Here is a 25,258-nt window from a genome sequence, read left to right as displayed (position 1 = left end):
TAATGATCGTTCCCACGCTCTGCGTGGGAATGTAGCCCGGGACGCTCCGCGTCCCTCTCGAGTGCTGGAACGCGGAGCGTCCCTAGAGGCATTCCCACGCAGAGCGTGGGAACGATCAGAACGATCAGAAGACATAAAAAAGCCCCACCTGGATCACCAGGCGGGGCTTTTTATTAGCCGATGGAATCAGACGAGAGGTTTAGGCTCGTGTTCTTTTTCCAGGGCTTGTTCGTGTTGCTCTACCGCTTCCTGAACGGAGCGCGGTGCTTCGTCGATCGCGGATTCCACGGGTTCGGCAGCAGCGACTTCAGCAGTCGGGGCAGGTGCTGCCTCGACGACTTCAGCGACAACCGGTGCTGTTTCGACAGCAGCCGGAGCAGCAGCGGCAGCCAGTTCGGCTTCCTTCTGCAGACGCTCCTCTTCACGCTTGCGGCGACGCACTTCACGTGGGTCGTTCGGCGCACGGCCACTTGGCGTCAGGGCGCTGACAGGGGCAGCTTCGACTTGCGGTGCGGCCACTTCGGCAACAACCGGCGTTTCAACCACCGGAGCAGGTTCGGCAGCAGCAACCACTGGCTCGGACACCATGGCCTCGGCTTCTGGCGCTTCGGCAGCGGCTGGCTCGGCAACCCAGTTGAACGCGGTTTGCTCTTCGCGAACTTCACGGACAGCTTCGGTCACTGTTTCGCTGGCTGTTTCGGCAACCGGTTCTGCGGCAACAAATGGCTCAGCGGCAGCTTCAAATACAGGCTGTGCTTCACGAATCGGTGCCACTTCGATTTCCGGAGCGGCGGTGGCTTCGACCGGAGTCGTTGCTTCAACCACTGGCGCTTCCACTGGAGCAGTTTCCAGGGTGGCGGCAGTCGCGCGTTCGGCTTGCTCGTTAGCCTGTGCTTCGGCTGGAGCGCTGATCACGGTGCTGGCAACGGCTGCGGTAACAGCCAGGCCGGCGGCCAGATCGGCAGCGCTTGGCGCTTCGCTGGTTGCAGCCGCTTCGTTACCTTCGGCGGACTCGGATTCTTCCGAACCTTCGATCACATTACCGTTGGCATCGCGCTGACGCTCACGACGGTTGCTGCGACGACGCTGGCCACGGGAGCGGCGGCGTGGACGATCGCCTTCGGCGCCATCCTGACCGTCTTCCTGCAGTTGCTCTTCGTTGGTAACCAGCTCTTCTTCAGCTACTGCGGCAGCGGCTTGTTCGGCACGTGGCTGACGTTCCTCACGCGGTGGGCGTGGAGCGCGTTCTTCACGTGGCTGGCGAGCTGGACGCTCTTCAGCGGTAGCAGCGGCGGCCGGAGCGGCATCCAGTGGCTCGCGCAGTTCACGAACCGGACGCTCTTCACGATCGCCACGTGGCTTGCGATCTTCGCGAGGAGCGCGCGGTGCACGTTCTTCACGCGGGGCGCGTGGTGCGCGCTCTTCACGTGGAGCGCGTTCTTCGCGGGCGACTGCTACTGCTGGCGTTTCTTCGCGGGCTTCGCGTGGCTCACGTGGTGCGCGCTCTTCACGCGGTGCACGTTCCTCGCGAGGCTTGCGTTCTTCATCGCGGCGACCATTACGGTTGCGGCTCTGCTGACGACCGTTGCGACGCTCTTCGTTGCGGGCCGGACGCTCGGTGGTCGCCGGTTTTTCAACCACAACCGGAGCAGCAGGCTCTTCCTTGGTCGCGAACAGGCTGACCAGCGATTTCACCAGGCCTTTGAACAGGCTTGGCTCTGGCGCGGCGGCCGGTGCGGCAACTGGGGCGGCAGCGACGACTTCGGTCGGAACCGGAGCGTTGGCGCGGACCGGAGCCGTCTTGACCGCGGCTTCCTGGCGAACCAGGGTACGGGTCGCAGCGGCTGGCTGGACTTCTTCGACTTCGGCAGCGGCAGCAGCGATTTCGTAGCTGGACTGGCCGACCGCGGCTTCCGGGCTGTCATCGCGCAGACGCTGCACTTCGAAGTGCGGCGTTTCGAGGTGATCGTTCGGCAGAATGACGATGCGGGCGCGGGTGCGCAGTTCGATCTTGGTGATCGAGTTGCGTTTCTCGTTGAGCAGGAACGCGGCGACCGGGATCGGCACCTGGGCGCGAACTTCGGCGGTGCGGTCTTTCAGGGCTTCTTCTTCGATCAGGCGCAGGATCGCCAGCGACAGCGATTCAACATCACGGATGATGCCGGTGCCGTTGCAACGCGGGCAAACGATGCCGCTGCTTTCGCCCAGGGATGGACGCAGGCGCTGACGGGACATTTCCAGCAGGCCGAAGCGCGAGATGCGACCGACTTGCACGCGAGCGCGGTCGGCTTCCAGGCATTCGCGGACTTTTTCTTCCACGGCGCGCTGGTTCTTGGCAGGGGTCATGTCGATGAAGTCGATGACGATCAGGCCGCCGATGTCGCGCAAGCGCAACTGACGGGCGATTTCTTCGGCGGCTTCAAGGTTGGTCTGCAGAGCGGTTTCTTCGATGTCGCTGCCTTTGGTGGCGCGCGCCGAGTTGATGTCGATGGACACCAGGGCTTCGGTCGGATCGATAACGATGGAACCACCGGAAGGCAGTTCAACGACGCGCTGGAAAGCGGTCTCGATCTGGCTTTCGATCTGGAAACGGTTGAACAGCGGAACGCTGTCTTCGTACAGCTTGATCTTGCTGGCGTACTGCGGCATCACCTGGCGAATGAAGGTCAGGGCTTCGTCCTGTGCTTCAACGCTGTCGATCAGCACTTCGCCAATGTCCTGGCGCAGGTAATCGCGGATGGCGCGGATGATCACGTTGCTTTCCTGGTAGATCAGGAACGGCGCGGAGCGATCCAGCGAGGCTTCTTTAATGGCGGTCCACAGTTGCAGCAGGTAGTCGAGGTCCCACTGCATTTCTTCGCTGCTGCGGCCCAGGCCGGCAGTGCGAACGATCAGGCCCATGTCGGCTGGGGCAACCAGGCCGTTCAGGGCTTCACGCAGTTCGTTGCGCTCTTCACCTTCGATGCGACGGGAAATACCGCCAGCACGCGGGTTGTTCGGCATCAGAACCAGGTAACGACCGGCCAGGCTGATGAAAGTGGTCAGGGCTGCGCCCTTGTTGCCACGTTCTTCTTTTTCGACCTGAACGATGACTTCCTGGCCTTCGCTCAGGACGTCCTTGATGTTGACGCGGCCTTCGGGGGCTTTCTTGAAGTATTCGCGGGAGATTTCTTTGAGGGGCAGGAAGCCGTGGCGCTCAGAGCCGAAATCGACAAAGGCAGCCTCCAGGCTTGGTTCGATGCGAGTAATCCGGCCTTTATAGATGTTGGCCTTTTTCTGCTCGCGTGCACCGGATTCGATGTCCAGGTCGTAGAGGCGTTGGCCATCTACCAGTGCAACGCGCAACTCTTCGGGTTGAGTTGCGTTAATCAGCATTCTTTTCATGTAGTACCGTCGGTTTCCGGGCTGCCGGAAACGGCGTTCGGCACACACGACTTCTCATGGTCGGTGTCAGGTGCGTCAGGAGTGGTTGGACACTCCAGTGTCTAGCGAACCCCGACCAATTGGGCCGGCATCGCGACGTACGCGTCCTGCTTGCTGTGGCTACTTAAGCACTCAGTCAGGAGGAGGAATCAACCAGCGGCTGTGGACGAGATGAAGCGTCTTGATAAAGCCTATTGCTACACAGTCCAGCGGTTGTGCATCTCCACCCTACACGTATCCCTGATAATTCGGGTGCTGCCGCGCGCAGAATCCGCAGCGGGTTGGCATTTACCGTGAGCTCCGAAAGGGGAGGTCACGCATCATGGCTAATTTAGGCGTTGTTTCCGCAGCGTTCGCTCGGGTTTGTTCGTAGCTGACTGCACTTTGTGAACTGGCCATGAATATTTGCTCGCAAGGCGAGTGAAAACTCTGCTTTGCGGCATGCTTCAGGCCTCATGTCACCTGCGCTCGTTACAACTGCAAACTCTACCGTTTCGTAGCGAAAGCCTCGTAGGACGGCCTCTCGTCCTCGTGAATTGCGTTGGTCAGGGCCGGTTTTTGACCGTTAGTCCGCTGTCCAGGCCACTTTTGGCGGCGTTCGCGACTATAGCAGCAATGATTAAGTGCTTCAATTCCATAAAAAATTGTTATCATCCGCGCCATGACGACTACAGCCCCTTCGACCCCAGCCGTACAACTGCTGGAGGTCTCGCCGGAATATGCCGGCCAACGTATTGACAACTTCCTTCTCGCTCGGCTCAAAGGCGTGCCCAAGACCTTGATTTACCGCATTTTGCGCAAAGGCGAAGTGCGAGTGAACAAAGGTCGGATCAAGCCCGAATACAAGCTGCAGGCGGGCGATATCGTGCGCGTGCCGCCGGTTCGCGTGCCTGAGCGCGACGAACCGGTACCGCTGGCACAAGGCCTGCTACAGCGCCTCGAAGCCTCGATTGTGTTCGAGGACAAGGCGTTGATCGTGATCAACAAGCCTTGCGGCATTGCGGTCCACGGTGGCAGCGGACTGACTTACGGGGTGATCGAAGCCTTTCGTCAGTTGCGTCCCGATTGCAAGGAGCTCGAACTGGTTCACCGTCTCGATCGTGATACCTCCGGCCTGCTGATGATCGCCAAGAAACGCAGCATGCTGCGTCACTTGCACACGGCATTGCGCGGCGATGGCGTCGACAAGCGCTACATGGCGCTGGTTCGCGGCAACTGGGCAGCCTCGATCAAGCAAGTCCGGGCGTCGCTGGGCAAGAGCAATTTGCGCTCCGGCGAGCGTATGGTCGAAGTCGACGAGGAGGAGGGCAAGGAGTCCGTGACCGTGTTCAAGGTCCTGCGTCGTTTTGGCGACTTTGCCACCCTGATCGAAGCCAGGCCAATCACTGGCCGGACTCACCAGATCCGCGTTCACACCTTGCACGCCGGGCATTGCATTGCCGGTGACACCAAGTACGGCGATGAAGGCTTCAGCAAAGAGATTCGTGACCTGGGCGGCAAGCGCCTGTTCCTGCACGCCTACCTGCTGACCGTGCCGCTGCCGGATGGCGGTGAGCTGAAGTTGCAGGCGCCCGTCGACGAGATGTGGGCCAAAACCGTGGAGCGCCTGAGTGCACCCATCTGACTACAAACTGCTGATTTTCGATTGGGACGGCACGCTCGCCGACTCCATTGGTCGGATTGTTGAATCGATGCATGCCGCGTCCGAGCGCTCCGGTTTTCAGTTGCGCGATGATTTTGCTGTCAAAGGGATCATCGGTCTGGGCTTGCCGGAAGCGATTCGTACGTTGTATCCGGAAATCGGCGACGACGAATTGGTGGCCTTCCGTCAGCACTATGCTGATCACTACATCGCCTCGGAAGCCGTGCCTTCGCCGTTGTTCGAAGGGGTAGTCGAGTCGATGGAGGCGTTTCGTGCCGAGGGTTATCACTTGGCGGTCGCGACCGGCAAGGCTCGTCGCGGGCTGGATCGGGTGCTGAAGTCTCACGGCTGGGAAGATTATTTCGACATCACCCGCGCGGCCGACGAAACCGCCAGCAAACCCCATCCGCTGATGCTCGAGCAGATCCTCGCTCACTGTGAAGTTCGCCCGGAGCAGGCGCTGATGGTGGGCGATTCGTCCTTTGACTTGCAGATGGCACGCAATGCGGGCATGGATTCGGTGGCCGTCAGCTACGGCGCGCAATCGATCGAAGCGTTGAAATTATTCGGGCCGACACTGGCCATTGATTGTTTTTCAGAATTGCATGCCTGGCTGAGTCAGCGGGCTTAACAAGTTTTTTGCTGGGGTAAATGTCATGAGCGACGAATGGAAAGCGCCCGCCAAGGCAAGCGTAGAGAGCGGTGACGAGAAAAGCTGGAAGCTGCTGGAAAAGACCCTGCTGGCCAGCGTGCAGGAGCAGCGCCGGTCCCGTCGCTGGGGGATTTTCTTCAAACTGCTGACTTTTGTGTACCTGTTTGGCGCGTTGATCCTGTTCACGCCCCTGATGGACATGGAAAAAGCCGCCACCCTCAGTGGCAACTACACCGCTCTGATCGACGTGACCGGCATGATCGCCGACAAGGAGCCTGCCAGCGCTGACAACATCGTCGGCAGCCTGCGTGCAGCGTTCGAGGACAAGAAGGTCAAGGGTGTCATCCTGCGAATCAACAGTCCGGGTGGCAGTCCAGTGCAGTCGGGCTACGTCTATGACGAGATCCGCCGTTTGCGCGGCCTGCATCCGGACACCAAGCTTTATGCGGTGATCTCGGATTTGGGTGCTTCCGGTGCTTACTACATCGCCAGTGCGGCGGATCAGATCTATGCCGACAAGGCGAGCCTGGTGGGTTCCATTGGTGTGACGGCGGCCGGTTATGGCTTTGTCGGGACCATGGAGAAGCTGGGTGTCGAGCGTCGCACTTACACCTCTGGCGAGCATAAATCGTTCCTCGATCCGTTCCAGCCGCAGAAGCCTGAAGAAACCCGGTTCTGGCAGGGTGTGCTCGATACCACTCATCAGCAATTCATCAGCAGCGTCAAGAAAGGTCGTGGCGACCGCCTCAAGGACAAGGAGCATCCGGAGTTGTTCTCCGGGTTGGTCTGGTCGGGCGAGCAAGCACTGCCGCTGGGTCTGATCGATGGTCTGGGGAATGCCAGTTCGGTGGCGCGTGACGTGATTGGCGAGAAAGAACTGGTGGATTTCACCGTTCAGGAATCGCCGTTCGACCGCTTCTCGAAAAAACTCGGTGCCAGTGTGGCTGAGCATCTGGCGATGTGGATGGGCTTCCAGGGGCCTTCGTTGCGTTAATATTCTGGCTGCATAAAAAAACCGGCTTTTGCCGGTTTTTTTAAGTCAACAGGTCTTTAAGGTATCTGCACGCCTTCGGCCAGCAGCATGTCCACCAGGCGAATCAATGGCAGGCCGATCAGGCTGGTGGCGTCAGGGCCTTCGGTGCTTTGAAACAGGCTCACCCCCAAACCTTCGGCTTTGAAGCTGCCAGCGCAGTCGTAGGGCTGTTCGGTGCGCAGGTAGCGTTCGATGCGCGCCTGATCGAGCGAGCGCATGTGTACGGTGAACGGCACGCAGTCGACCTGGCATTCACCCGTCTGGCTGTTGAGCAGGGCCAGGCCGGTAAGGAAAGTCACGCTGGCACCGCTCGAGGCCAGCAATTGTTCGCGGGCCTTTTCGAAGGTGTGCGGTTTGCCGATAATCCGCTCGCCGAGCACCGCAACCTGATCGGAGCCGATAATCAGGTGGGCGGGGTGGCTGCTGGCCAGAGCGCGTGCTTTTTCCTCGGCGAGGCGCTTTACCAGCTCGACGGCAGACTCACCCGATCGGTGGCTTTCGTCGATATCCGGCGAGCTGCAGGTGAACGGCAGCTGCAGGCGAGCCAGCAATTCCCGGCGATAAACCGAGCTTGAAGCGAGTAATAAAGGCAGCATGCGCATCTCCAGAAGACAGGCGCGAATTCTAACGGAGGCTTGCAAGTGACGGACAGGGCTGAATTTCCTTTGACATGGCTGGGGGCATCCCTATAATGCTGCGCCTATGTTGAATGACCCGATTCCACCTCACGTTGACCCGCGCAAATTGGCAGATCGTGGCACCACCCTTCAAGGTGAACTGCTGCTGGCCGATTTGGAGAGACTCTGCGACCCGCTTTCCGACACTGTCGGTACGGTGCAGGCTAAATTCGTTTTTGAACGAGATGAACGTAAGTCTGTGGTAATCCACAGTTTTATCGACACCGAAGTCAAAATGGTTTGCCAGCGTTGTCTTGAGCTGGTCACCCTGCCGATCCATAGCGAATGCAGTTATGCTGTGGTGAAGGAGGGTGCGAATACCCAGTCGTTGCCGAAAGGTTATGACGTGCTGGAACTGGGCGAAGATCCATTGGATCTGCAGTCACTGATCGAGGAGGAGCTTCTGCTCGCCTTGCCCATTGTGCCTGCTCATCATCCGGAAGAATGCCAGCAGCCGGCGGGTCTCGATGAGCCCGAACCGAGCGAGGACGAGGTAACGCGGTCCAACCCGTTCAGTGTATTGGCGCAGTTAAAGCGTGACCCAAACGTTTAGGAGTTAATCAATTATGGCTGTTCAGCAGAACAAAAAATCCCGCTCTGCCCGTGACATGCGTCGTTCGCACGACGCCCTGACGGCAAGCACTCTGTCTGTAGAAAAAACCACCGGTGAAATTCACCTGCGTCACCACGTATCGCCAGAAGGCGTGTACCGTGGCCGTAAAGTGATCGACAAGGGCGCTGACGAGTAATCACTTGTCTGCTCAAGTCATCGCGATTGACGCAATGGGCGGGGACTTCGGTCCCCGCAGCATTGTTCAGGCCAGCCTTGCTTGCCTGTCTGCTACGCCCTCGCTGCACCTGACCCTCGTCGGTCAACCCTCCCTTCTTGAAGAATTGCTCTCTGGCCAATCGGCTGTGGATCGCTCGCGCCTGTCGATCGTGCCGGCGTCCGAAGTTATCACCATGGACGAAAAGCCTGCCCAGGCCCTGCGCGGCAAGCCCGACTCGTCGATGCGCGTGGCGCTGGAGTTGCTGCGCGATGGCAAGGCCCAGGCCTGCGTCAGTGCTGGCAATACCGGTGCGCTGATGGCGTTGTCGCGGTTTGTACTCAAGACCTTGCCGGGCATTGACCGGCCGGCGATGGTGGCGGCGATCCCGACGCAGAAGGGTTATTGCCAGTTGCTCGACCTGGGTGCCAATGTCGATTGCAGTGCCGAGCATCTGTTGCAGTTCGCTGTGATGGGGTCGGTGGCGGCGGAAACCCTGGGCATTGTTCGTCCGCGAGTGGCGCTGTTGAACATTGGTACTGAAGACATCAAGGGTAATCAGCAGGTCAAGCTGGCTGCAACATTGTTGCAAAGTGCTCGTGGCATCAATTACATCGGTTTTGTCGAAGGTGACGGTGTGTACCGTGGCGAGGCGGATGTGGTGGTTTGTGACGGTTTTGTCGGCAATATCCTGCTCAAATCCAGCGAAGGCCTGGCGACCATGATTGCCGCGCGCATCGAAGCCTTGTTCAAGAAAAACCTTGCGTCGAAAGTGGTCGGTGCTCTGGCTTTACCGCTGATGAAGCGCTTGCAGGCTGATCTGGCGCCTGCGCGGCATAACGGCGCAAGTTTCCTCGGTTTGCAGGGGATTGTGGTGAAAAGCCATGGTTCGGCGGGGGTTCAGGGCTTCCAGAGTGCGATTCAGCGCGCCTTGATCGAGATTCAGGAAAACCTGCCGGAACGCATTCACGGTCGCCTGGAGGATTTGTTGCTTTAGGCGTTTTCGTCGGACAATGCTTAAATGTGACCGCTCAGTTCAATTTGCCATCCAACTGTCAGTTTCTTGCGTCCCCCAAGCGGGACGTCAATTCTCCGACGACAAGATCATTAGGGGCTTGTTACATGTCTGCTTCCCTCGCATTCGTCTTTCCGGGACAGGGTTCGCAGTCCCTCGGCATGCTGGCCGAGTTGGGCGCACAACATCCGGTTGTCCTCGAAACATTCAAAGAAGCTTCCGATGCTCTGGGTTACGACCTGTGGGCACTGATCCAGCAAGGGCCGGAAGAGCAACTCAATCAAACCGATAAAACCCAGCCGGCCATTCTGACCGCCTCGATTGCCTTGTGGCGTCTGTGGCTGGCTGAAGGCGGTGCGCGTCCGGCTTATGTTGCCGGACACAGCCTGGGCGAATACAGCGCTCTGGTCGCTGCGGGCAGCCTGAGCCTGGGCGACGCGGTGAAGCTGGTTGAGCGCCGTGGTCAGTTGATGCAGGAAGCCGTTCCGGCCGGGCAAGGTGGCATGGCCGCCATTCTCGGTCTGGACGATGCTGATGTGCTGGCAGCCTGTGCCGAAGCGGCGCAAGGCGAAGTGGTCAGTGCGGTCAACTTCAACTCCCCTGGCCAGGTGGTCATCGCCGGTGCCAAGGCCGCGGTCGAGCGCGCCATCGAAGGCTGCAAGGCCCGTGGTGCCAAGCGTGCCATGCCGTTGCCGGTCAGCGTGCCGTCCCATTGCGAGTTGATGCGTCCGGCGGCCGAGCGTTTTGCCGAGTCGATCGCAGCGATCGACTGGCAGGCGCCGCAGATTCCGCTGGTTCAGAATGTCAGCGCCACTGTGCCGGCCGATCTGGAAACCCTCAAGCGCGATCTGCTCGAGCAGCTCTACAAGCCTGTACGCTGGGTCGAATCGGTTCAGGCGCTGGCCGCCAAAGGTGCTACCCAGTTGGTCGAATGCGGCCCAGGCAAAGTGCTGGCAGGCCTGAACAAGCGTTGCGCCGAAGGCGTGTCGACATCCAACCTCAATACCCCCGACGCCTTCGCTGCCGCTCGCGCAGCGTTGGCCTGAATCAGGAGAAGCCTGCATGAGTCTGCAAGGTAAAGTTGCACTGGTCACTGGCGCGAGCCGCGGTATCGGCCAGGCTATCGCCCTGGAATTGGGTCGTCAGGGCGCCATCGTTATCGGCACTGCGACGTCTGCCTCGGGTGCCGAGCGCATTGCGGCAACCCTGGCGGAAAACGGGATTCAAGGCACTGGCCTGGAACTCAATGTCACCAGCGACGAATCCGTTGCGGCAGTCCTGGCGAGCATTACATCGCAGTTCGGTGCGCCGGCGATCCTGGTCAATAATGCCGGTATCACCCGCGATAATCTGATAATGCGGATGAAAAATGACGAATGGCATGATGTCGTCGATACCAACCTGAACAGTCTGTTTCGCCTGTCCAAGGGCGTTTTGCGCGGCATGACCAAGGCCCGTTGGGGACGAATTATCAGTATTGGCTCGGTTGTGGGTGCCATGGGCAACGCAGGCCAAGTAAACTACGCAGCCGCCAAGGCCGGTCTGGAAGGTTTCAGTCGTTCCCTGGCGCGTGAAGTCGGTTCGCGTTCGATTACGGTAAACTCGGTGGCCCCTGGGTTCATCGACACCGATATGACCCGCGAATTGCCTGAGGCACAGCGTGAAGCCTTGCAGACGCAGATTCCGCTGGGCCGTCTGGGGCAAGCTCAAGAGATCGCGTCTGTGGTCGCTTTTCTTGCATCCGACGGTGCGGCTTACGTTACTGGGGCTACAATCCCGGTGAACGGCGGGATGTACATGAGTTAAATGTGACGGATTGCTTCAAAAAAATGTCATACGAGCTGTCTAAAATCCGTTATAAAGCTGCAATCTATTTATAGGCAGAGGGTCGTCGGGTTTGAGGAGTGAAGCTTTCAGTTGAAAAACTGAAAAGTCTTTCTATACACTTACCCACTGGCCAGCTGCCTGAATTTGTCCATTAGGAGTGAAAACAAGGTATGAGCACCATCGAAGAGCGCGTCAAGAAAATCGTTGCTGAGCAACTGGGCGTTAAAGAAGAAGAAGTGGTCAACACTGCTTCCTTCGTTGAAGACCTGGGTGCCGACTCCCTTGACACCGTTGAGCTGGTGATGGCTCTGGAAGAGGAATTCGAGACCGAAATCCCTGACGAAGAAGCTGAGAAGATCACTACTGTACAAGCCGCAATCGATTACGTTACTAACCACCAGGCTTAATAGCTTGTAATCGTTGCTTGCTGTCATGGAAAAACCGCACTGCCATCACGGCGTGCGGTTTTTTCTTTAGGCCTGATGCAAAGTCGTCATTTGAAAAAAGGAGAGTGCTGTGTCGCGTAGACGCGTCGTAGTCACCGGTATGGGTATGTTGTCGCCACTGGGCACGGATGTGCCGAGCAGTTGGCAGGGCATTCTGGCTGGCCGCAGTGGCATTGGTCTGATCGAACACACCGACCTTTCTGCCTATTCCACCCGTTTTGGCGGCTCGGTAAAGGGCTTCAATGTCGAGGAATACCTGTCGGTCAAGGAAGCTCGCAAGCTCGACCTGTTCATTCAGTACGGTCTGGCCGCAGGTTTTCAGGCAGTTCGTAACGCCGGTCTGGAAGTCACCGACGCCAACCGTGAGCGCATCGGCGTGGCCATGGGTTCGGGTATCGGCGGACTGACCAATATCGAAGAAACCAGCCGCACGCTGCATGATTCCGGCCCACGACGGATTTCTCCGTTTTTCGTGCCTGGCTCGATCATCAATATGATTTCCGGTTTCCTGTCCATCCATCTGGGCGCACAGGGACCTAACTACGCCATCGCCACCGCATGTACCACCGGTACGCACTGCATCGGCATGGCTGCACGCAACATCATGTACGACGAAGCCGACGTGATGATTGCCGGCGGCGCTGAAATGGCCGCTTGCGGCCTCGGCATGGGCGGCTTCGGGGCCTCCCGCGCACTGTCGACCCGCAACGACGAACCGACCCGCGCCAGCCGTCCATGGGACAAGGGCCGTGATGGCTTCGTGTTGTCCGACGGTGCCGGCGCTCTGGTTCTGGAAGAACTGGAACATGCCAAGGCCCGCGGCGCGACGATCTACGCCGAGCTGATCGGCTTTGGCACCAGTGGCGATGCCTACCACATGACTTCGCCACCGGCTGATGGCGCGGGTGCTGCACGCTGCATCACCAATGCGCTGCGCGATGCCAGGATCAACGGCGATCAGGTTCAGTACATCAACGCCCACGGCACCTCGACGTCGGCGGGCGACCTTGCCGAAGCCTGCGCGATCAAGTCGGTATTCGGCGATCACGCTTACAAGCTGGCGGTCAGTTCGACCAAGTCCATGACCGGTCACCTGTTGGGTGCGGCGGGCGCGGTCGAGGCGATTTTCAGCGTGCTGGCGATCAACAGCCAGGTAGCCCCGCCGACCATCAACCTTGATGAGCCGGACGAAGGTTGCGACCTCGATTTCGTACCGCATACCGCGCGCAATATGGATATCGACGTGGTGCTGTCCAACTCCTTCGGGTTTGGCGGTACCAACGGCTCGCTGGTGTTCCGCCGGTTCGCTGACTGATGGACAGCTGGGTCGACGGTCAGCCGGCTGACGCTTTGTCGCTGAAGGATCGCGGCCTGGCTTACGGCGATGGTCTGTTCGAGACCATCGCCGTACACAACGGCAGCCCGGTGCTGCTGGATCGGCATCTGGTGCGCCTGGTCAAGGGTTGTCAGCGGTTGGCAATCAATCTCGATCACCCGGCTGTCTGCACAGAATTACTGACCTACGCCCAAGCGTTGGGCGAAGGTGTGCTCAAGCTCATCGTCACCCGTGGCGAAAGCGCGCGCGGCTATGCGCCCGATCCTTCGGCCCAGGCGCGCCGCATCATGCTCGGCAACCCTCCTGCGGTTTATCCTGTTGCCCATGCGGAGCAGGGCGTTCGCCTGTTTCCCTGTGCGACGCGGCTTTCCAAACAGCCTCTGCTCGCCGGACTCAAGCATCTGAACCGTCTTGAGCAGGTCATCGCCCGCTCCGAATGGCAAGACACCGATCATGCCGAAGGCTTGATGCTCGATCAGGCCGGACGTGTCATTGAAGGCGTGTTCAGCAATCTGTTCCTGATTCGCGATGGCGTGCTGATCACGGCTGATTTGAAGCGCTGCGGCGTGGCTGGTGTGATGCGTGCCGAATTATTGTTTCAAGCCGAGTCATTGGGGATCGCCACACAAATCACCGATATCACCCTCGATCAGCTGCAATGGGCTGATGAAGTCTTTGTCTGCAACAGCGTGTATGGCGTTTGGCCGGTGCGCGCCTATGCCGCACTAAGCTGGCCGGTTGGACCGCTCACCCGTAAACTCCAAACCATTGCCCGCGCGCTACTGGATGCTTGATACGTGAGACGTAAATTGTTGCTGCTGCTGGAAACCGGACTGGTTCTGGCAGGGCTGTGTCTGGGCGCTTCTGCCTGGAAAATTCATTCGGCGCTGGAACAGCCGCTGAACATCACCCAGGAAGAGCTGCTGGAAGTGCCCAAAGGCACGACACCGACCCGCACTTTCTATCGACTTGAAGCCGATGGCGTCATCAAGGACGCTTTCTGGCTGCGGGTCTATTGGCGTTTCAATCTCGCCAAACAACCGTTGCACAAGGGCGAGTACCGCATGCAGCCGGGCATGACCGTCGAAGGCCTGATTGACCTGTGGAAACGCGGGGAAATGGTTCAGTACAGCCTGACGCTGGTCGAAGGCTGGAATTTCCATCAGGTCCGCGCTGCTCTGGCCAAGGATGAAAAACTCGAAAAGACCCTCGACGGTTTGAGTGATAGCGAGGTGATGGACAAACTCGGCCACAGCGGGATTTTTCCGGAAGGGCGATTCTTCCCTGACACCTATCGCTTCGTGCGCGGCATGACCGATGTCGAACTGCTGAAAAAAGCCTACGACCGCCTCGACGAAGTCCTCGCCAAGGAATGGAGCCAGCGCGCCGCTGACGTGCCGTACACCGAGCCCTATCAGGCGCTGATCATGGCCTCGCTGGTGGAGAAGGAAACCGGCGTGCCGCAGGAGCGCGGGCAAATCGCTGGCGTGTTTGTGCGGCGCATGGAAATGGGCATGTTGTTGCAGACTGATCCGACCGTGATCTACGGCCTCGGTGATCGTTACAACGGCAAATTGACTCGCGCCCACCTCAAGGAACCGACACCGTACAACACCTACGTGATTTCGGGACTGCCGCCGACCCCGATCGCCATGGTCGGCCGCGAAGCGATTCATGCAGCGCTGAATCCGGTGCCAGGCAATAGCCTCTATTTCGTTGCTCGTGGTGATGGCAGCCACGTGTTCTCCGATGATCTGGACGCGCACAATAACGCTGTGCGGGAATTCCAGATCAAGCGCCGTGCCGACTACCGCTCCAGCCCGGCGCCGACCACGGCACCAGAGGCGACGGATGAGCAGGCACCGATTCCGGCTGCTTCACCCGACACAGTCCTCGAGGCTGTGCCGCAAGTGTCGCCGCAAGAGCCTGCTCAGGCGGCGCCACCAGAATCGCAAGCGCCTGAGCCTTCGTCATCACCGGAGCCGGTGCAAGAACCCGTTCAAGAACCCGCAGCTGCCCCCGCGCCCGAACCGGATGCAGTCGCGCCGCAAAGCCCGCAATGACCCTGACTAAGGACTGCCTGTGACTGGCTTGTTTATTACCCTGGAAGGCCCGGAAGGGGCCGGCAAGAGCACCAATCGCGAATACCTGGCCGAGCGCCTGCGCGCCGCGGGTATCGAGGTCGTGCTGACTCGCGAACCAGGCGGTACGCCGTTGGCCGAGCGGATCCGCGAAGTGCTGCTGGCGCCGGTTGACGAAGTCATGAACCCCGACACCGAGTTGCTGTTGGTGTTCGCCGCGCGAGCCCAGCATCTGGCCGAGGTGATTCGCCCGGCACTGGCCCGCGGTGCGGTGGTCCTGTGTGATCGCTTTACCGATTCGACCTATGCCTATCAGGGGGGCGGCCGCGGCCTGTCGTTGGAGCGCATCGCGACGCTGGAAGCCTTCGTCCAGGGCGATCTGCGCCCGGACCTGACGTTGATTTTCGATCTGCCGGTGGAAGTGGGCCTGGCCCGCGCCAGCGCTCGCGGTCGTCTGGATCGTTTCGAGCTCGAGGGCCGGACCTTTTTTGATGCGGTGCGCAGTGCCTTTCTCAAGCGTGCTGAGGCGGATCCTGCGCGTTATGTCCTGGTCGATGCCGCCCAGCCGCTGACGCAGGTTCAGCGGGCACTAGATGCCTTGCTGCCGCGTCTGCTGGAGTTGACCCGTGGCTGAAGCCTATCCGTGGCAGGACAGCCTTTGGCAGCAGTTGGCCGGTCGCAAGCAACATGCCCACGCCTATCTGTTGCATGGCCCGGCCGGGATCGGCAAACGCGCGCTCGCCGAGCGCTTGATGGCCAGTTTGCTGTGCCAGCGCCCGAGCGCCGCCCACGATGCTTGCGGCGAATGCAAATCCTGTCTGTTGCTCAAGGCGGGCAGTCACCCCGACAACTACATTCTGGAACCGGAAGAAGCCGATAAGGCGATCAAGGTCGATCAGGTTCGTGATCTGGTCAGCTTCGTGGTTCAGACCGCGCAGATGGGCGGTCGCAAAGTAGTGCTGATCGAGCCGGCCGAGTCGATGAACATCAACGCCGCCAACGCCTTGCTCAAAAGTCTTGAAGAGCCTTCCGGTGATACCGTGTTGCTGCTGATCAGTCACCAGGCCAGTCGTTTGCTGCCGACGATCAAGAGCCGCTGTCAGCAGCAGGCCTGTCCGCTGCCGAGCGAAGCCATGAGTTTGGCCTGGCTGGCGAAGGCTTTGCCGGACTGCTCGGAAGAAGAACGCATCGAGTTGCTGACGCTGGCTGCCGGTTCGCCACTGGCCGCCGTCAACTTGCAGGCCCAGGGCGTGCGCGAGCAGCGGGCGCTGGTGGTCGATGGCGTGAAGAAATTGCTCAAGCAGCAACAGTCACCGACGCAACTGGCCGAAGGCTGGAATGCGATTCCGCTGTTGCTGTTGTTCGACTGGTTCTGCGACTGGTCGAGCCTGATCCTGCGCTATCAGCTGACTCAGGATGAAGAAGGCCTGGGACTGACGGACATGCGCAAGGTGATTCAGTACCTGGCGCAGAAAGCCGGCCAGGACAAAGTCCTGAATATCCAGGACTGGATCCTCGCCCAGCGCCAGAAAGTGATGAGCAAAGCCAACCTCAACCGGGTGTTGTTGCTGGAGGCGCTGTTGGTGCAATGGGTAGGTTTGCCTACCCAGAAGTGACCGTCTGTGCCTAGACTCTGAGCATCAGCAACGGAGGTCAGCATGAATGAACTCGTCAATCCGGGGCCGCGCAACGGCATTTTGTCCCTGACGATCAAGGACAAGTCCGTGCTTTACGCGGCCTACATGCCGTTCATCAAGAATGGTGGCCTGTTTATCCCGACCAACAAGAGTTACAAGTTGGGCGACGAGGTATTCATGCTGTTGAGCGTGATGGACGAGCCGGAGAAGATTCCGGTCGCCGGCAAGGTCACCTGGATCACCCCAAAAGGTGCGCAGGGTAACCGGGCCGCCGGGGTCGGCGTACAATTCAACGATGGCGACAATACCGCGCGCAGTCGAATCGAAACCCATCTGGCCGGAGCCCTGAAGTCCGACCGTCCCACTCATACGATGTAAGTTGCAGCCCTTTTATGCTCGTAGATTCCCATTGCCACCTTGATCGCCTTGACCTTGCCGCCCACGACGGCTCCCTGGATGCTGCACTGGATGCGGCCCGTCTGCGCGGGGTAGGGCACTTTCTGTGTATTGGCGTCAGCGTCGAGAATGCCGCCGACGTCAAAGCCCTGGCCGAACGTTACGACGACGTCGATTGTTCAGTTGGCGTGCATCCGCTGGACGTGCAACCGGGCGCCGCGCCAGCATTGGACTGGCTGTTGCGCGAGCTCAATCACCCGCGTGTGGTCGCGATCGGTGAAACGGGCCTGGATTATCACTACGAACCGGAAGCGGCAGAGTTGCAGCAGGCGTCGTTTCGCCTGCATCTGCAAGCGGCACAGCAGACGGGCAAACCGGTGATCATCCACACCCGTGGTGCCCGCGCCGATACGTTGAACCTCCTGCGTGAAGCGGCGCTGCCCCAGGCGGGCGTGCTGCATTGTTTCACCGAAGACTGGGACATGGCCAAAGCGGCGCTGGACATGGGGTATTACATTTCCTTGTCCGGGATTGTCACTTTCCGCAATGCCGACGCCCTGCGTGACGTAGCCAGTAAAGTACCCGCTGATCGGTTGCTGGTGGAAACCGACTCGCCTTACCTGGCGCCGATCCCGCATCGCGGCAAGCCGAACCTGCCGCAGTACGTGCGCGAGGTAGCGGAATTTCTGGCAATGTTGCGAGGGGAGCCCTACGAGCGGTTTGCCGAGCAAACCACCGAGAACTTCAAGCGCCTGTTTCCGTTGGCACATGTGAAAGGCTAAATCGCAGGCAAAAAAAACCCGGGTTCTGGGGGGTGAATCCGGGTTAAGACCATTAGGAGTAAAACAAAGGCACGCGGTCCGTTGGTACCTATATCGGCGCAACACTTGGGGGAGATGTCCCGCCGACAGTTGAAGTATTGATCAGTATCGCGCCGAGTCCAGTTTCCCGGCGCCGGTTTTTAAACAAATTTGGAATACGGGCGCTTCGGTTGAGTTCTCATTAATCTGCGAGACTGGCGGAATTCATCAAGAAACACATATATGGTTGGATGATCCGTGCATTTTTGCGCAAGTTAGGCATAATACGCGGCTTCGAATTTTGACCCCCTACAGACCTTTTCTTATGCATAAAGAACCTCGTAAGGTCCGTGAGTTTCGTCGCCGCGAGCAAGAAATTCTCGATACCGCGCTCAAGCTGTTCCTCGATCAAGGTGAAGACAGTGTCACCGTCGAGATGATTGCTGATGCCGTCGGTATCGGCAAAGGCACGATCTACAAGCACTTCAAATCCAAGGCCGAAATCTATCTGCGCCTGATGCTCGATTACGAGCGCGATTTGAACGAGCTGTTGCATTCGGCCGATGTCGACAAGGACAAGGAAGCCCTGTCCCGGGCCTACTTCGAATTCCGCATGCGCGATCCTCAACGCTATCGGTTGTTCGATCGCCTGGAAGAAAAGGTGGTCAAGGGCAATCAGGTGCCGGAGATGGTCGAGGAGCTGCACAAGATCCGCGCCTCGAACTTCGAACGCCTGACCCTGCTGATCAAGGGCCGGATCAGCGAAGGCAAACTCGAAGACGTACCGCCTTATTTCCATTACTGCGCTTCCTGGGCGTTGGTGCACGGCGCCGTGGCGCTGTATCACTCGCCATTCTGGAGCAATGTGCTGGAAGATCAGGAAGGCTTCTTCCAGTTCCTGATGGACATCGGCGTGCGCATGGGCAACAAACGCAAGCGAGATAGCGACACTCCGAGCAGCTGAACCATTCAGTTGCCTTATTGCGCCATGATTTCGCTACGTGGTGCAGTACCGCAGGAATATACTCAGGCATAGGACTTGCTAAAACTTGATTTGTGAGTCAAGTTTTAGCGGTCCGAATATTCTTCCGCCGGAGTAGTCCATGATCGTTGACCGTCAAGGCAGGCGTTTTCGCAATTTGCGAATCAGTCTGACTTCAGCCTGTAATTACGCTTGTACCTACTGCGTGCCCAATGGCAAACGGTTGGTCGCTGCGCAGGATGAATTGTCGGCCGAGGCCATGGCGCGTGGCGTGGCCTATCTGATTGAAGCTGCCGGCATTGAGCGTTTGCGCATCACCGGCGGCGAGCCGCTGGTCAGCCCCAAACTCGAAACCTTCATGACTGCTGTCGGGCAGATGGGCCTGGCGGACATCAGCCTGACCACCAACGGTCAGCTGCTGGCGAAAAAGCTGCCACTGCTGGTGGATGCAGGTATTCGTCGCATCAACGTTTCCCTCGATACCCTGGATGCGAGCGCCTTTCGCAGCATTGCCCGTGGCGGCGATCTGGCGACTGTGCTCGACGGTATGGATCAAGCCAGCGCCGCCGGCTTGAAGATCAAGGTCAATATGGTGCCGCTGCGTGGGCAGAACCTCGATCAAGTGATGCCGCTACTCGATTACTGTCTGGAGCGCGGCTATGAGCTTCGCTTCATCGAGTTGATGCGCATGGGCCACCTGGCCAGTGACTCCAATGCGTTCCTGCAGCAGTTTGTCAGCCTTCAGCAGTTGCTGAGCCTGATCGGCGAGCGCTACGAATACCTGCAGGCCGATGCGCCGGTAGATGCCACCGCCGTGCGTTATGAAATTCCGGGGCAGGGCTACTTCGGCGTTATCGCCAACGAAAGCGTTCCTTTCTGCCGCACCTGTTCGCGGCTGCGTCTGTCCTCCACGGGCTGGCTGCATGGCTGCCTGTCGTCGAGCAACCGCCACTATGTCGGCGACCTGCTGGACAAGCCCCGTCATCAAGCGTTGCCCGCCTTGCAGAGACTCCTGGTGAAAGCCTTGGGCGACAAGCAGGAAGTGGCATTCTCTGGGGGCGCGACCATCATGAAAATCATCGGCGGCTGAGCTGGCCCTGTGGTGAGGAGCTGTTGTGGCGAGGGGGCTTGCCCCCGTTGGGTCGCGAAGCGACCCTAAAACCATTCTCTCTACTGTGTCTGAAGCACCGTCTGTATCGGTTTTACGGCTGCTACGCAGCCGAACGGGGGCAAGCCCCCTCGCCACAGTTCACGTGAAATGATTTGAGTTCCAGGGACTGGCGCGGAAGCTGCATCCCATGGCCATTCGCCGGTTTTCCGTCACCGGCCTCTGGAGGGTAGGATGCGTAGCCTGGTTTTGCTGCTGGCCGTTTTGGCGCTTGGTGGCTGCATGAATGTCAGCGATCTGGCTGAAGGGACTCGCTACCACATGAGCGACGCGGGGCTGCTCGACCATAGCGACAGCCGCCGGGTGAATAACCTGCGCATCCAGCCGGACTCTTTCGTCTATATCGCCCAGGGCGCCTTTGTGCCGCCAGGCAGTACTGTCTACCCACGACCTAACGTGATTGCCGAAGTCGCCTTCGATGGTTTTGTCGAATACTTCCCTATGGTCCGCCGCGCCCGTGCCCCGCAAGGTCTTGATCAAGCCATGGGCGAAGCCCGTGCCGCCGGTGCCCATTACCTGCTCTATACCCGGTTCGCCAAGTCTGATGACCGTATCGGCAACTCGGACGAGTGGCTCGATCAGGAAGCCCTGGATCGCCTCGGTATCGACGGTGGTGTGATTCAGATCATGTTGATCGAGACCAGCACCCAGTATTTGATTGATACTGCACGTATCAAGAGTCGTGGCGGTTTACTGACGTTCCACGATAAAAAGCCAGAAGACCTGATGGGCCCGCCGCTGGAGCAATACGCGCGCAGCCTGCTGGGGCTCAGCGACCAGTAATTCAAAGGAGAACGCCATGAGTGGCCCGCAAAAAGCCAACGACCTGTTGGGGCAAATCCCCAAAACCAAAGGCTTGCCGCCGGTCCACTTGTGGAACCCCGACTTCTGCGGCGACATCGACATGCGTATCGCCCGTGACGGCACCTGGTACTACCTGGGCACGCCGATCGGGCGCAAGCCGATGGTCAAGCTGTTCTCTACCATCATCCGCCGCGATGGTGACGATTACTTCCTCATCACCCCGGTCGAGAAGGTTGGCATCAAGGTCGACGATGCGCCCTTCGTGGCGATTGCCGTGGATGTCGAAGGCGAGGGTGAAACCCAGGTCCTGCGCTTCACCACCAATGTTGACGAGACCGCCGAGGCCGGTCCCGAACACCCCATGCGTGTGGTGATCGATCCGGTCACGCAAGAACCTGCGCCCTACGTGCATGTGCGCACCAACCTCGAAGCCTTGATCCACCGCAACGTGTTCTACCAACTGGTGGAGCTGGCCGTCACCCGCGAGATCGACGGGCAGCGCTGGTTAGGTGTGTGGAGCGCTGGCGAGTTCTTCCCCATCGGGCTTGAGCCGTAAACAGTAAAAAACTGTGCATGCTTGATGTGTGTTGGCGCTGAAAATTCAAATTGACACCCAATCGTATGATGATTAGCGTAGGCACCTATCGCGAACGGCTTTGTGCCGTCCCTGAATCGAGGTGTCCATGTCCAGCAGTTTTCATGCGTCGACGGTCGATTGGCTGGGTTGCTGGATCGCCACGGGGCAGGTCAAACCCGGTGAGACGCTCAAGGTCGAGGCCGACCTGGGCGAACAGCTCGGTGTCAGCCGCACCGTAATCCGCGAAGCCATCAAAACCCTGGTCGCCAAGGGCATGCTCGAAGTCGGGCCCAAGGTCGGCACGCGGGTGTTGCCGGTGCGCCGCTGGAACCTCTTCGATCCGCAAGTCGTAGGCTGGCTGTCGCGCAGCGGCTTGCCGGAAAACTTCGTCGACGACTTGCTCGACCTGCGCCGCACCATCGAACCCATGGCCGTACGCTGGGCTTGCGAGCGCGCTACCGTCGAGCAGGTTCACGCCATCCTTCAGGCTTACAACGCATTGGAGCGGGCAGTGGACAGCGGCATCGATTACAACCGTGCCGACCAGTTCTTCCACGAGTGCATCCTCGCTGCCAGCCACAATCAATTTATCGAACAAATGGTCCCGGCCCTCGGCGCACTGCTGGCGGTGTCGTTCGAAGTTTCGGCCGCTGACCCGGACGAACTGCGTCGTACGCTGCCGATTCACAAAGACATGGCTGAGGCCATCGCCGCCCGGGATGCCGCGCGAGGAGTCTGGGCCTGCATGACCCTGATAGATAATGCCAACCTGGCGATCAAGCGTTTCTACCCGCAAGTCATGGCTGACAAGAAGGCCAGTTGATCACTCAAATCCCTTGTGGGAGCGGGCTTGCTCGCGAAGGCGGTGTGTCAGGTAACCGTGATGTTGAATGTACCGACGCCTTCGCGAGCAAGCCCGCTCCCACATAAAAGCAATAAGAAAGCAGGAGGTTTCATGGAATGGACCGCGGTTACCGAACACCGGGCACGACTGGGCGAAAGTCCGTTCTGGGATGCGCCGACCCAGGCGCTGTACTGGGTTGATATCGCCGGTCAACAGGCGTTGCGGCTGATCGGCGCCAACGTGCAGATCTGGCAGATGCCCGAGCACGTGTCAGCCTTCATTCCCTGCGAAAGCGGCGATGCGCTGGTGACGTTGAACAGCGGCGTGTATCGACTTGATCTGGATTCCCCCGGCCTCGAGCCACGATTGACCTTGCTCTGCGTCGCCGATCCGCAACCCGGCAATCGCGCCAATGAAGCCCGATGCGATGCGCAGGGCCGGCTCTGGCTCGGCACCATGCAGAACAACATTGGCGAGCAGGGTGAAGATGTGCCCATCGTCCGGCGCTCCGGCGGCCTGTTTCGCATCGATCGCGATGCTCGGGTCACGCCGTTGCTTCGCGGGTTGGGCATCCCGAACACGTTGCTGTGGAGCGACGACGGGACCACCGTCTATTTCGGTGACAGCCTCGACAACACGCTCTACCAGTACTTCATCCGCACCGACGGCAGCCTCGACCCGGCCCACATCTGGTTCGGGCCGTATGAGCGCGGCGAGCCGGATGGCTCGGCGATGGATGCCGAAGGTTATATCTGGAATGCCCGCTGGAATGGCAGCTGTCTACTCAGGCTGAGCCCGGACGGGCAGGTCGATCGCGTGATTGAACTGCCCGTCAGCCGTCCCACCAGCTGCGTATTCGGCGGTGAAGACTTCAAAACCCTGTACATCACCAGCGCTGCGAGCCCGCTCAATCATCCGTTGGACGGGGCGTTGTTGTCGGTTCGAGTCGATGTGCCCGGAAAGGCCTGCACGCGGTTTGTGGGGTAAATCCCAAAATATGGGATGTAAAATTATATATTGAGATTATTTGGCGGTCGGGTTTATAGTCGGCTCCATCAGTTACACGCACTCACACTTAAAAAAACAAAACAGGTGAAGTGATGCAGCGATTTTCCAAAAAGCTTTTTGACCGGACATCGACAGATGCCCGGTTTTTGTCGTGCCTTCGAAAAGGAGTGTTGATCCATGGCTGAACCTCTTTCCTTGCCACCGGTGCCCGAACCACCAAAGGGTGAGCGCCTGAAAAACAAGGTGGTGCTGCTGACCGGTGCTGCTCAGGGCATTGGCGAGGCGATTGTCGCGACCTTCGCTTCCCAGCAGGCCAGGCTGATCATCAGCGATATCCAGGGTGAGAAAGTCGAAAAAGTCGCGGCTCAATGGCGGGACAAAGGCTTTGATGTGCAGGCAATCAAGGCTGACGTTTCCAACCAGCAAGACCTGCACGCCATGGCCGGACTGGCGATCGAGCTGCACGGTCGCATCGATGTGCTGGTCAACTGCGCCGGGGTCAACGTGTTCCGCGATCCGCTGGAAATGACCGAGGAAGACTGGCGTCGTTGCTTCGCCATCGACCTCGATGGCGCCTGGTACGGTTGCAAAGCGGTGCTGCCGCAGATGATCGAGCAAGGCATTGGCAGCATCATCAACATCGCCTCGACCCATTCCACTCACATCATTCCCGGTTGCTTCCCGTACCCGGTGGCCAAGCACGGTTTGCTCGGCCTGACCCGCGCCCTGGGCATCGAGTACGCGCCGAAGGGCATTCGCGTCAACGCCATCGCGCCGGGTTACATCGAAACCCAACTGAACGTCGATTACTGGAACGGTTTTGCCGACCCGCATGCCGAGCGACAGCGCGCGTTCGATCTGCACCCGCCACGTCGTATCGGCCAGCCGATCGAAGTCGCCATGACCGCCGTTTTCCTGGCCAGCGATGAAGCGCCGTTCATCAATGCCTCGTGCATCACCATCGATGGCGGTCGCTCGGTCATGTACCACGACTGAGTCAATCGGATTTCGCGCGGAACTACGCCTGAAATCCAATCATCATACGATATGACTATTAGCTGCACAGTTTGATTGGCTTTCAAATAACGCTAAAAAAAATAACAAGGAGTCAGCTTATGAATCGTCGTCGTGGGATCCGTTCCCTGTGCTGTGCCGCTTTGGCGGTCACCGCGGTCAGCCTGAGCAGTTCGTTGCTGGCGGCCGAGGAAGTGAAGATCGGTTTTCTGGTCAAGCAGGCGGAAGAGCCCTGGTTCCAGACCGAATGGGCATTTGCCGAAAAGGCCGGGAAAGAGAAGGGCTTCACCGTCATCAAGATCGCCGTGCCGGACGGCGAGAAAACCCTCTCGGCCATCGACAGCCTCGCTGCCAACGGCGCCAAGGGCTTTGTGATCTGCCCGCCAGACGTGTCCCTGGGCCCGGCGATCATGGCCAAGGCCAAGCTCAACGGTTTGAAAGTCATCGCCGTCGATGACCGCTTCGTCGATGCCAGCGGCAAGTTCATGGAAGACGTTCCGTACCTCGGCATGGCTGCGTTCGAAGTCGGCCAGAAACAAGGCAGCGCCATGGCCACCGAAGCGAAGAAACGTGGCTGGGACTGGAAAGATACCTACGCGGTGATCAACACCTTCAACGAACTCGACACCGGCAAGAAACGCACCGACGGTTCGGTCAAGGCGCTGGAAGATGCCGGCATGCCCAAAGACCACATCCTGTTCTCGGCGCTGAAAACCCTCGACGTACCCGGCAGCATGGACGCCACCAATTCGGCACTGGTGAAACTGCCGAGCGCGGCGAAAAACCTGATCATCGGCGGCATGAACGACAACACCGTGCTGGGCGGCGTGCGCGCCACCGAGAGCGCCGGTTTTGCCGCGGCCAATGTGATCGGCATCGGCATCAACGGCACTGACGCCATTGGCGAATTGAAGAAGGCCAACAGCGGCTTCTTCGGCTCGATGCTGCCGAGCCCGCACATCGAGGGCTACAACACCGCCAGCATGATGTACGAGTGGGTCACCACCGGCAAAGAACCGCCGAAGTACACCGCGATGGACGACGTAACGCTGATCACTCGCGAGAACTTCAAGCAGGAACTGGAAAAGATCGGCCTCTGGAACTGAGGCGCGGTTGATTTCATCGGTGG

Annotated in this window: 26 protein-coding genes; 24 read left to right on the top strand and 2 right to left on the bottom strand. The window is 59.2% G+C overall.

All coding sequences use genetic code 11. The annotated features are described in order from the left end of the window. Positions 1-186 precede the first annotated feature (186 nt). Positions 187-3,384, bottom strand: a complete 3,198-nt coding sequence (gene rne, locus PFAS1_RS03630; RefSeq protein WP_076028229.1) for a ribonuclease E — start codon at positions 3,382-3,384, stop codon at positions 187-189. A 700-nt stretch (positions 3,385-4,084) separates the two neighbouring features. On the opposite strand from rne, the gene rluC reads away from it, so the two are divergent. The 3 genes from rluC to PFAS1_RS03615 are packed head-to-tail and all read left to right on the top strand — an operon-like array spanning position 4,085 to position 6,711. Next, positions 4,085-5,047 (top strand): 23S rRNA pseudouridine(955/2504/2580) synthase RluC, encoded by a 963-nt coding sequence (gene rluC, locus PFAS1_RS03625; RefSeq protein ID WP_074878993.1) that lies wholly within the window; start codon positions 4,085-4,087, stop codon positions 5,045-5,047. Continuing rightward, positions 5,034-5,696 carry an HAD-IA family hydrolase gene (locus tag PFAS1_RS03620; RefSeq protein WP_076028228.1) on the top strand — a complete coding sequence of 221 codons (663 nt, stop codon included), beginning with the start codon at positions 5,034-5,036 and terminating at the stop codon, positions 5,694-5,696. Before rluC ends, PFAS1_RS03620 begins: the two co-directional genes overlap by 14 nt. Before the next feature lie 25 nt (positions 5,697-5,721). After that, the gene (locus PFAS1_RS03615; protein ID WP_076028227.1) at positions 5,722-6,711 is read left to right on the top strand and encodes a S49 family peptidase; all 990 of its coding nucleotides are present in this window, start codon (positions 5,722-5,724) and stop codon (positions 6,709-6,711) included. Positions 6,712-6,767: 56 nt separating this feature from the next. Here the strand turns inward: PFAS1_RS03615 and PFAS1_RS03610 are convergent, their stop codons facing one another. Further along, positions 6,768-7,346 carry a Maf family protein gene (locus tag PFAS1_RS03610; protein ID WP_076028226.1) on the bottom strand — a complete coding sequence of 193 codons (579 nt, stop codon included), beginning with the start codon at positions 7,344-7,346 and terminating at the stop codon, positions 6,768-6,770. Between the two features lie 106 nt (positions 7,347-7,452). Between PFAS1_RS03610 and PFAS1_RS03605 the strand changes: the two genes are divergently transcribed. The 21 genes from PFAS1_RS03605 to PFAS1_RS03505 all read left to right on the top strand — a co-directional run bounded on the left by PFAS1_RS03605 (position 7,453) and on the right by PFAS1_RS03505 (position 25,235). Next, on the top strand, positions 7,453-7,980 hold the full coding sequence (locus PFAS1_RS03605; protein ID WP_004371317.1) for a YceD family protein: 528 nt from the start codon (positions 7,453-7,455) through the stop codon (positions 7,978-7,980). Between the two features lie 13 nt (positions 7,981-7,993). Next, positions 7,994-8,176 (top strand): 50S ribosomal protein L32, encoded by a 183-nt coding sequence (rpmF, locus tag PFAS1_RS03600; protein ID WP_008152339.1) that lies wholly within the window; start codon positions 7,994-7,996, stop codon positions 8,174-8,176. 4 nt (positions 8,177-8,180) lie between these two features. Beyond that, positions 8,181-9,191 carry a phosphate acyltransferase PlsX gene (gene plsX, locus PFAS1_RS03595; protein WP_076028225.1) on the top strand — a complete coding sequence of 337 codons (1,011 nt, stop codon included), beginning with the start codon at positions 8,181-8,183 and terminating at the stop codon, positions 9,189-9,191. A 125-nt stretch (positions 9,192-9,316) separates the two neighbouring features. After that, complete coding sequence (fabD, locus tag PFAS1_RS03590; protein ID WP_076028224.1) at positions 9,317-10,255, top strand: ACP S-malonyltransferase; 939 nt, start codon at positions 9,317-9,319, stop codon at positions 10,253-10,255. A gap of 16 nt (positions 10,256-10,271) precedes the next feature. Continuing rightward, positions 10,272-11,015 carry a 3-oxoacyl-ACP reductase FabG gene (gene fabG / locus PFAS1_RS03585; protein ID WP_074878980.1) on the top strand — a complete coding sequence of 248 codons (744 nt, stop codon included), beginning with the start codon at positions 10,272-10,274 and terminating at the stop codon, positions 11,013-11,015. Positions 11,016-11,206: 191 nt separating this feature from the next. Beyond that, positions 11,207-11,443, top strand: coding sequence for an acyl carrier protein (gene acpP, locus PFAS1_RS03580; protein WP_003442511.1), 237 nt, complete (start codon positions 11,207-11,209; stop codon positions 11,441-11,443). Positions 11,444-11,552: 109 nt separating this feature from the next. Next, positions 11,553-12,797 (top strand): beta-ketoacyl-ACP synthase II, encoded by a 1,245-nt coding sequence (fabF, locus tag PFAS1_RS03575; protein ID WP_008152330.1) that lies wholly within the window; start codon positions 11,553-11,555, stop codon positions 12,795-12,797. Then, the gene (gene pabC, locus PFAS1_RS03570; protein ID WP_074878978.1) at positions 12,797-13,612 is read left to right on the top strand and encodes an aminodeoxychorismate lyase; all 816 of its coding nucleotides are present in this window, start codon (positions 12,797-12,799) and stop codon (positions 13,610-13,612) included. Before fabF ends, pabC begins: the two co-directional genes overlap by 1 nt. Positions 13,613-13,615: 3 nt before the next feature. After that, entirely contained in the window at positions 13,616-14,881 is a 1,266-nt protein-coding gene (mltG, locus tag PFAS1_RS03565; protein WP_076028223.1) for an endolytic transglycosylase MltG, read from the top strand. A 19-nt stretch (positions 14,882-14,900) separates the two neighbouring features. Next, positions 14,901-15,533 carry a dTMP kinase gene (gene tmk, locus PFAS1_RS03560; protein WP_076028222.1) on the top strand — a complete coding sequence of 211 codons (633 nt, stop codon included), beginning with the start codon at positions 14,901-14,903 and terminating at the stop codon, positions 15,531-15,533. After that, complete coding sequence (locus tag PFAS1_RS03555) at positions 15,526-16,515, top strand: DNA polymerase III subunit delta' (RefSeq protein ID WP_076028221.1); 990 nt, start codon at positions 15,526-15,528, stop codon at positions 16,513-16,515. The genes tmk and PFAS1_RS03555 overlap by 8 nt, the downstream gene beginning before the upstream one ends. A gap of 42 nt (positions 16,516-16,557) precedes the next feature. Continuing rightward, on the top strand, positions 16,558-16,914 hold the full coding sequence (locus PFAS1_RS03550) for a PilZ domain-containing protein (RefSeq protein ID WP_074878972.1): 357 nt from the start codon (positions 16,558-16,560) through the stop codon (positions 16,912-16,914). Positions 16,915-16,928: 14 nt separating this feature from the next. Beyond that, complete coding sequence (locus tag PFAS1_RS03545; protein WP_076028220.1) at positions 16,929-17,714, top strand: TatD family hydrolase; 786 nt, start codon at positions 16,929-16,931, stop codon at positions 17,712-17,714. A gap of 343 nt (positions 17,715-18,057) precedes the next feature. Continuing rightward, the gene (locus PFAS1_RS03540) at positions 18,058-18,696 is read left to right on the top strand and encodes a TetR/AcrR family transcriptional regulator (protein ID WP_007945721.1); all 639 of its coding nucleotides are present in this window, start codon (positions 18,058-18,060) and stop codon (positions 18,694-18,696) included. Positions 18,697-18,835: 139 nt separating this feature from the next. Next, entirely contained in the window at positions 18,836-19,804 is a 969-nt protein-coding gene (locus PFAS1_RS03535) for a GTP 3',8-cyclase MoaA (protein WP_074878968.1), read from the top strand. Between the two features lie 252 nt (positions 19,805-20,056). Next, the gene (locus PFAS1_RS03530) at positions 20,057-20,665 is read left to right on the top strand and encodes a DUF4823 domain-containing protein (protein ID WP_076028219.1); all 609 of its coding nucleotides are present in this window, start codon (positions 20,057-20,059) and stop codon (positions 20,663-20,665) included. A gap of 16 nt (positions 20,666-20,681) precedes the next feature. Beyond that, positions 20,682-21,242, top strand: a complete 561-nt coding sequence (locus PFAS1_RS03525; RefSeq protein WP_008152312.1) for a DUF1285 domain-containing protein — start codon at positions 20,682-20,684, stop codon at positions 21,240-21,242. 127 nt (positions 21,243-21,369) lie between these two features. Next, positions 21,370-22,086 (top strand): FadR/GntR family transcriptional regulator, encoded by a 717-nt coding sequence (locus PFAS1_RS03520; protein WP_076028218.1) that lies wholly within the window; start codon positions 21,370-21,372, stop codon positions 22,084-22,086. Positions 22,087-22,218: 132 nt separating this feature from the next. Continuing rightward, the gene (locus PFAS1_RS03515) at positions 22,219-23,094 is read left to right on the top strand and encodes an SMP-30/gluconolactonase/LRE family protein (RefSeq protein WP_076028217.1); all 876 of its coding nucleotides are present in this window, start codon (positions 22,219-22,221) and stop codon (positions 23,092-23,094) included. Positions 23,095-23,292: 198 nt separating this feature from the next. After that, positions 23,293-24,111 (top strand): SDR family oxidoreductase, encoded by an 819-nt coding sequence (locus tag PFAS1_RS03510; protein ID WP_076028216.1) that lies wholly within the window; start codon positions 23,293-23,295, stop codon positions 24,109-24,111. A gap of 119 nt (positions 24,112-24,230) precedes the next feature. Continuing rightward, positions 24,231-25,235, top strand: a complete 1,005-nt coding sequence (locus tag PFAS1_RS03505; RefSeq protein ID WP_076028215.1) for a substrate-binding domain-containing protein — start codon at positions 24,231-24,233, stop codon at positions 25,233-25,235. Positions 25,236-25,258: the final 23 nt, after the last annotated feature.

It is taken from the genome of Pseudomonas frederiksbergensis (genome assembly GCF_001952935.1).
Lineage (GTDB): Bacteria > Pseudomonadota > Gammaproteobacteria > Pseudomonadales > Pseudomonadaceae > Aquipseudomonas > Aquipseudomonas frederiksbergensis.
This window is presented reverse-complemented; position numbering and strand designations above follow the sequence as displayed.

Excerpts from the sequence above, each read along its gene's own strand:
- rpmF (WP_008152339.1), top strand. The coding sequence starts at position 7,994 with ATGGCTGTTCAGCAGAACAAAAAATCCCGCTCTGCCCGTGACATGCGT.
- PFAS1_RS03605 (WP_004371317.1), top strand. The coding sequence starts at position 7,453 with ATGTTGAATGACCCGATTCCACCTCACGTTGACCCGCGCAAATTGGCA.
- pabC (WP_074878978.1), top strand. The coding sequence starts at position 12,797 with ATGGACAGCTGGGTCGACGGTCAGCCGGCTGACGCTTTGTCGCTGAAG.
- PFAS1_RS03540 (WP_007945721.1), top strand. The coding sequence starts at position 18,058 with ATGCATAAAGAACCTCGTAAGGTCCGTGAGTTTCGTCGCCGCGAGCAA.
- PFAS1_RS03520 (WP_076028218.1), top strand. The coding sequence starts at position 21,370 with ATGTCCAGCAGTTTTCATGCGTCGACGGTCGATTGGCTGGGTTGCTGG.
- PFAS1_RS03515 (WP_076028217.1), top strand. The coding sequence starts at position 22,219 with ATGGAATGGACCGCGGTTACCGAACACCGGGCACGACTGGGCGAAAGT.
- PFAS1_RS03535 (WP_074878968.1), top strand. The coding sequence starts at position 18,836 with ATGATCGTTGACCGTCAAGGCAGGCGTTTTCGCAATTTGCGAATCAGT.
- PFAS1_RS03550 (WP_074878972.1), top strand. The coding sequence starts at position 16,558 with ATGAATGAACTCGTCAATCCGGGGCCGCGCAACGGCATTTTGTCCCTG.
- PFAS1_RS03615 (WP_076028227.1), top strand. The coding sequence starts at position 5,722 with ATGAGCGACGAATGGAAAGCGCCCGCCAAGGCAAGCGTAGAGAGCGGT.
- rluC (WP_074878993.1), top strand. The coding sequence starts at position 4,085 with ATGACGACTACAGCCCCTTCGACCCCAGCCGTACAACTGCTGGAGGTC.
- PFAS1_RS03525 (WP_008152312.1), top strand. The coding sequence starts at position 20,682 with ATGAGTGGCCCGCAAAAAGCCAACGACCTGTTGGGGCAAATCCCCAAA.
- acpP (WP_003442511.1), top strand. The coding sequence starts at position 11,207 with ATGAGCACCATCGAAGAGCGCGTCAAGAAAATCGTTGCTGAGCAACTG.
- PFAS1_RS03610 (WP_076028226.1), bottom strand. The coding sequence starts at position 7,346 with ATGCTGCCTTTATTACTCGCTTCAAGCTCGGTTTATCGCCGGGAATTG.
- fabG (WP_074878980.1), top strand. The coding sequence starts at position 10,272 with ATGAGTCTGCAAGGTAAAGTTGCACTGGTCACTGGCGCGAGCCGCGGT.
- fabD (WP_076028224.1), top strand. The coding sequence starts at position 9,317 with ATGTCTGCTTCCCTCGCATTCGTCTTTCCGGGACAGGGTTCGCAGTCC.
- PFAS1_RS03545 (WP_076028220.1), top strand. The coding sequence starts at position 16,929 with ATGCTCGTAGATTCCCATTGCCACCTTGATCGCCTTGACCTTGCCGCC.
- PFAS1_RS03505 (WP_076028215.1), top strand. The coding sequence starts at position 24,231 with ATGAATCGTCGTCGTGGGATCCGTTCCCTGTGCTGTGCCGCTTTGGCG.
- PFAS1_RS03530 (WP_076028219.1), top strand. The coding sequence starts at position 20,057 with ATGCGTAGCCTGGTTTTGCTGCTGGCCGTTTTGGCGCTTGGTGGCTGC.
- rne (WP_076028229.1), bottom strand. The coding sequence starts at position 3,384 with ATGAAAAGAATGCTGATTAACGCAACTCAACCCGAAGAGTTGCGCGTT.
- PFAS1_RS03510 (WP_076028216.1), top strand. The coding sequence starts at position 23,293 with ATGGCTGAACCTCTTTCCTTGCCACCGGTGCCCGAACCACCAAAGGGT.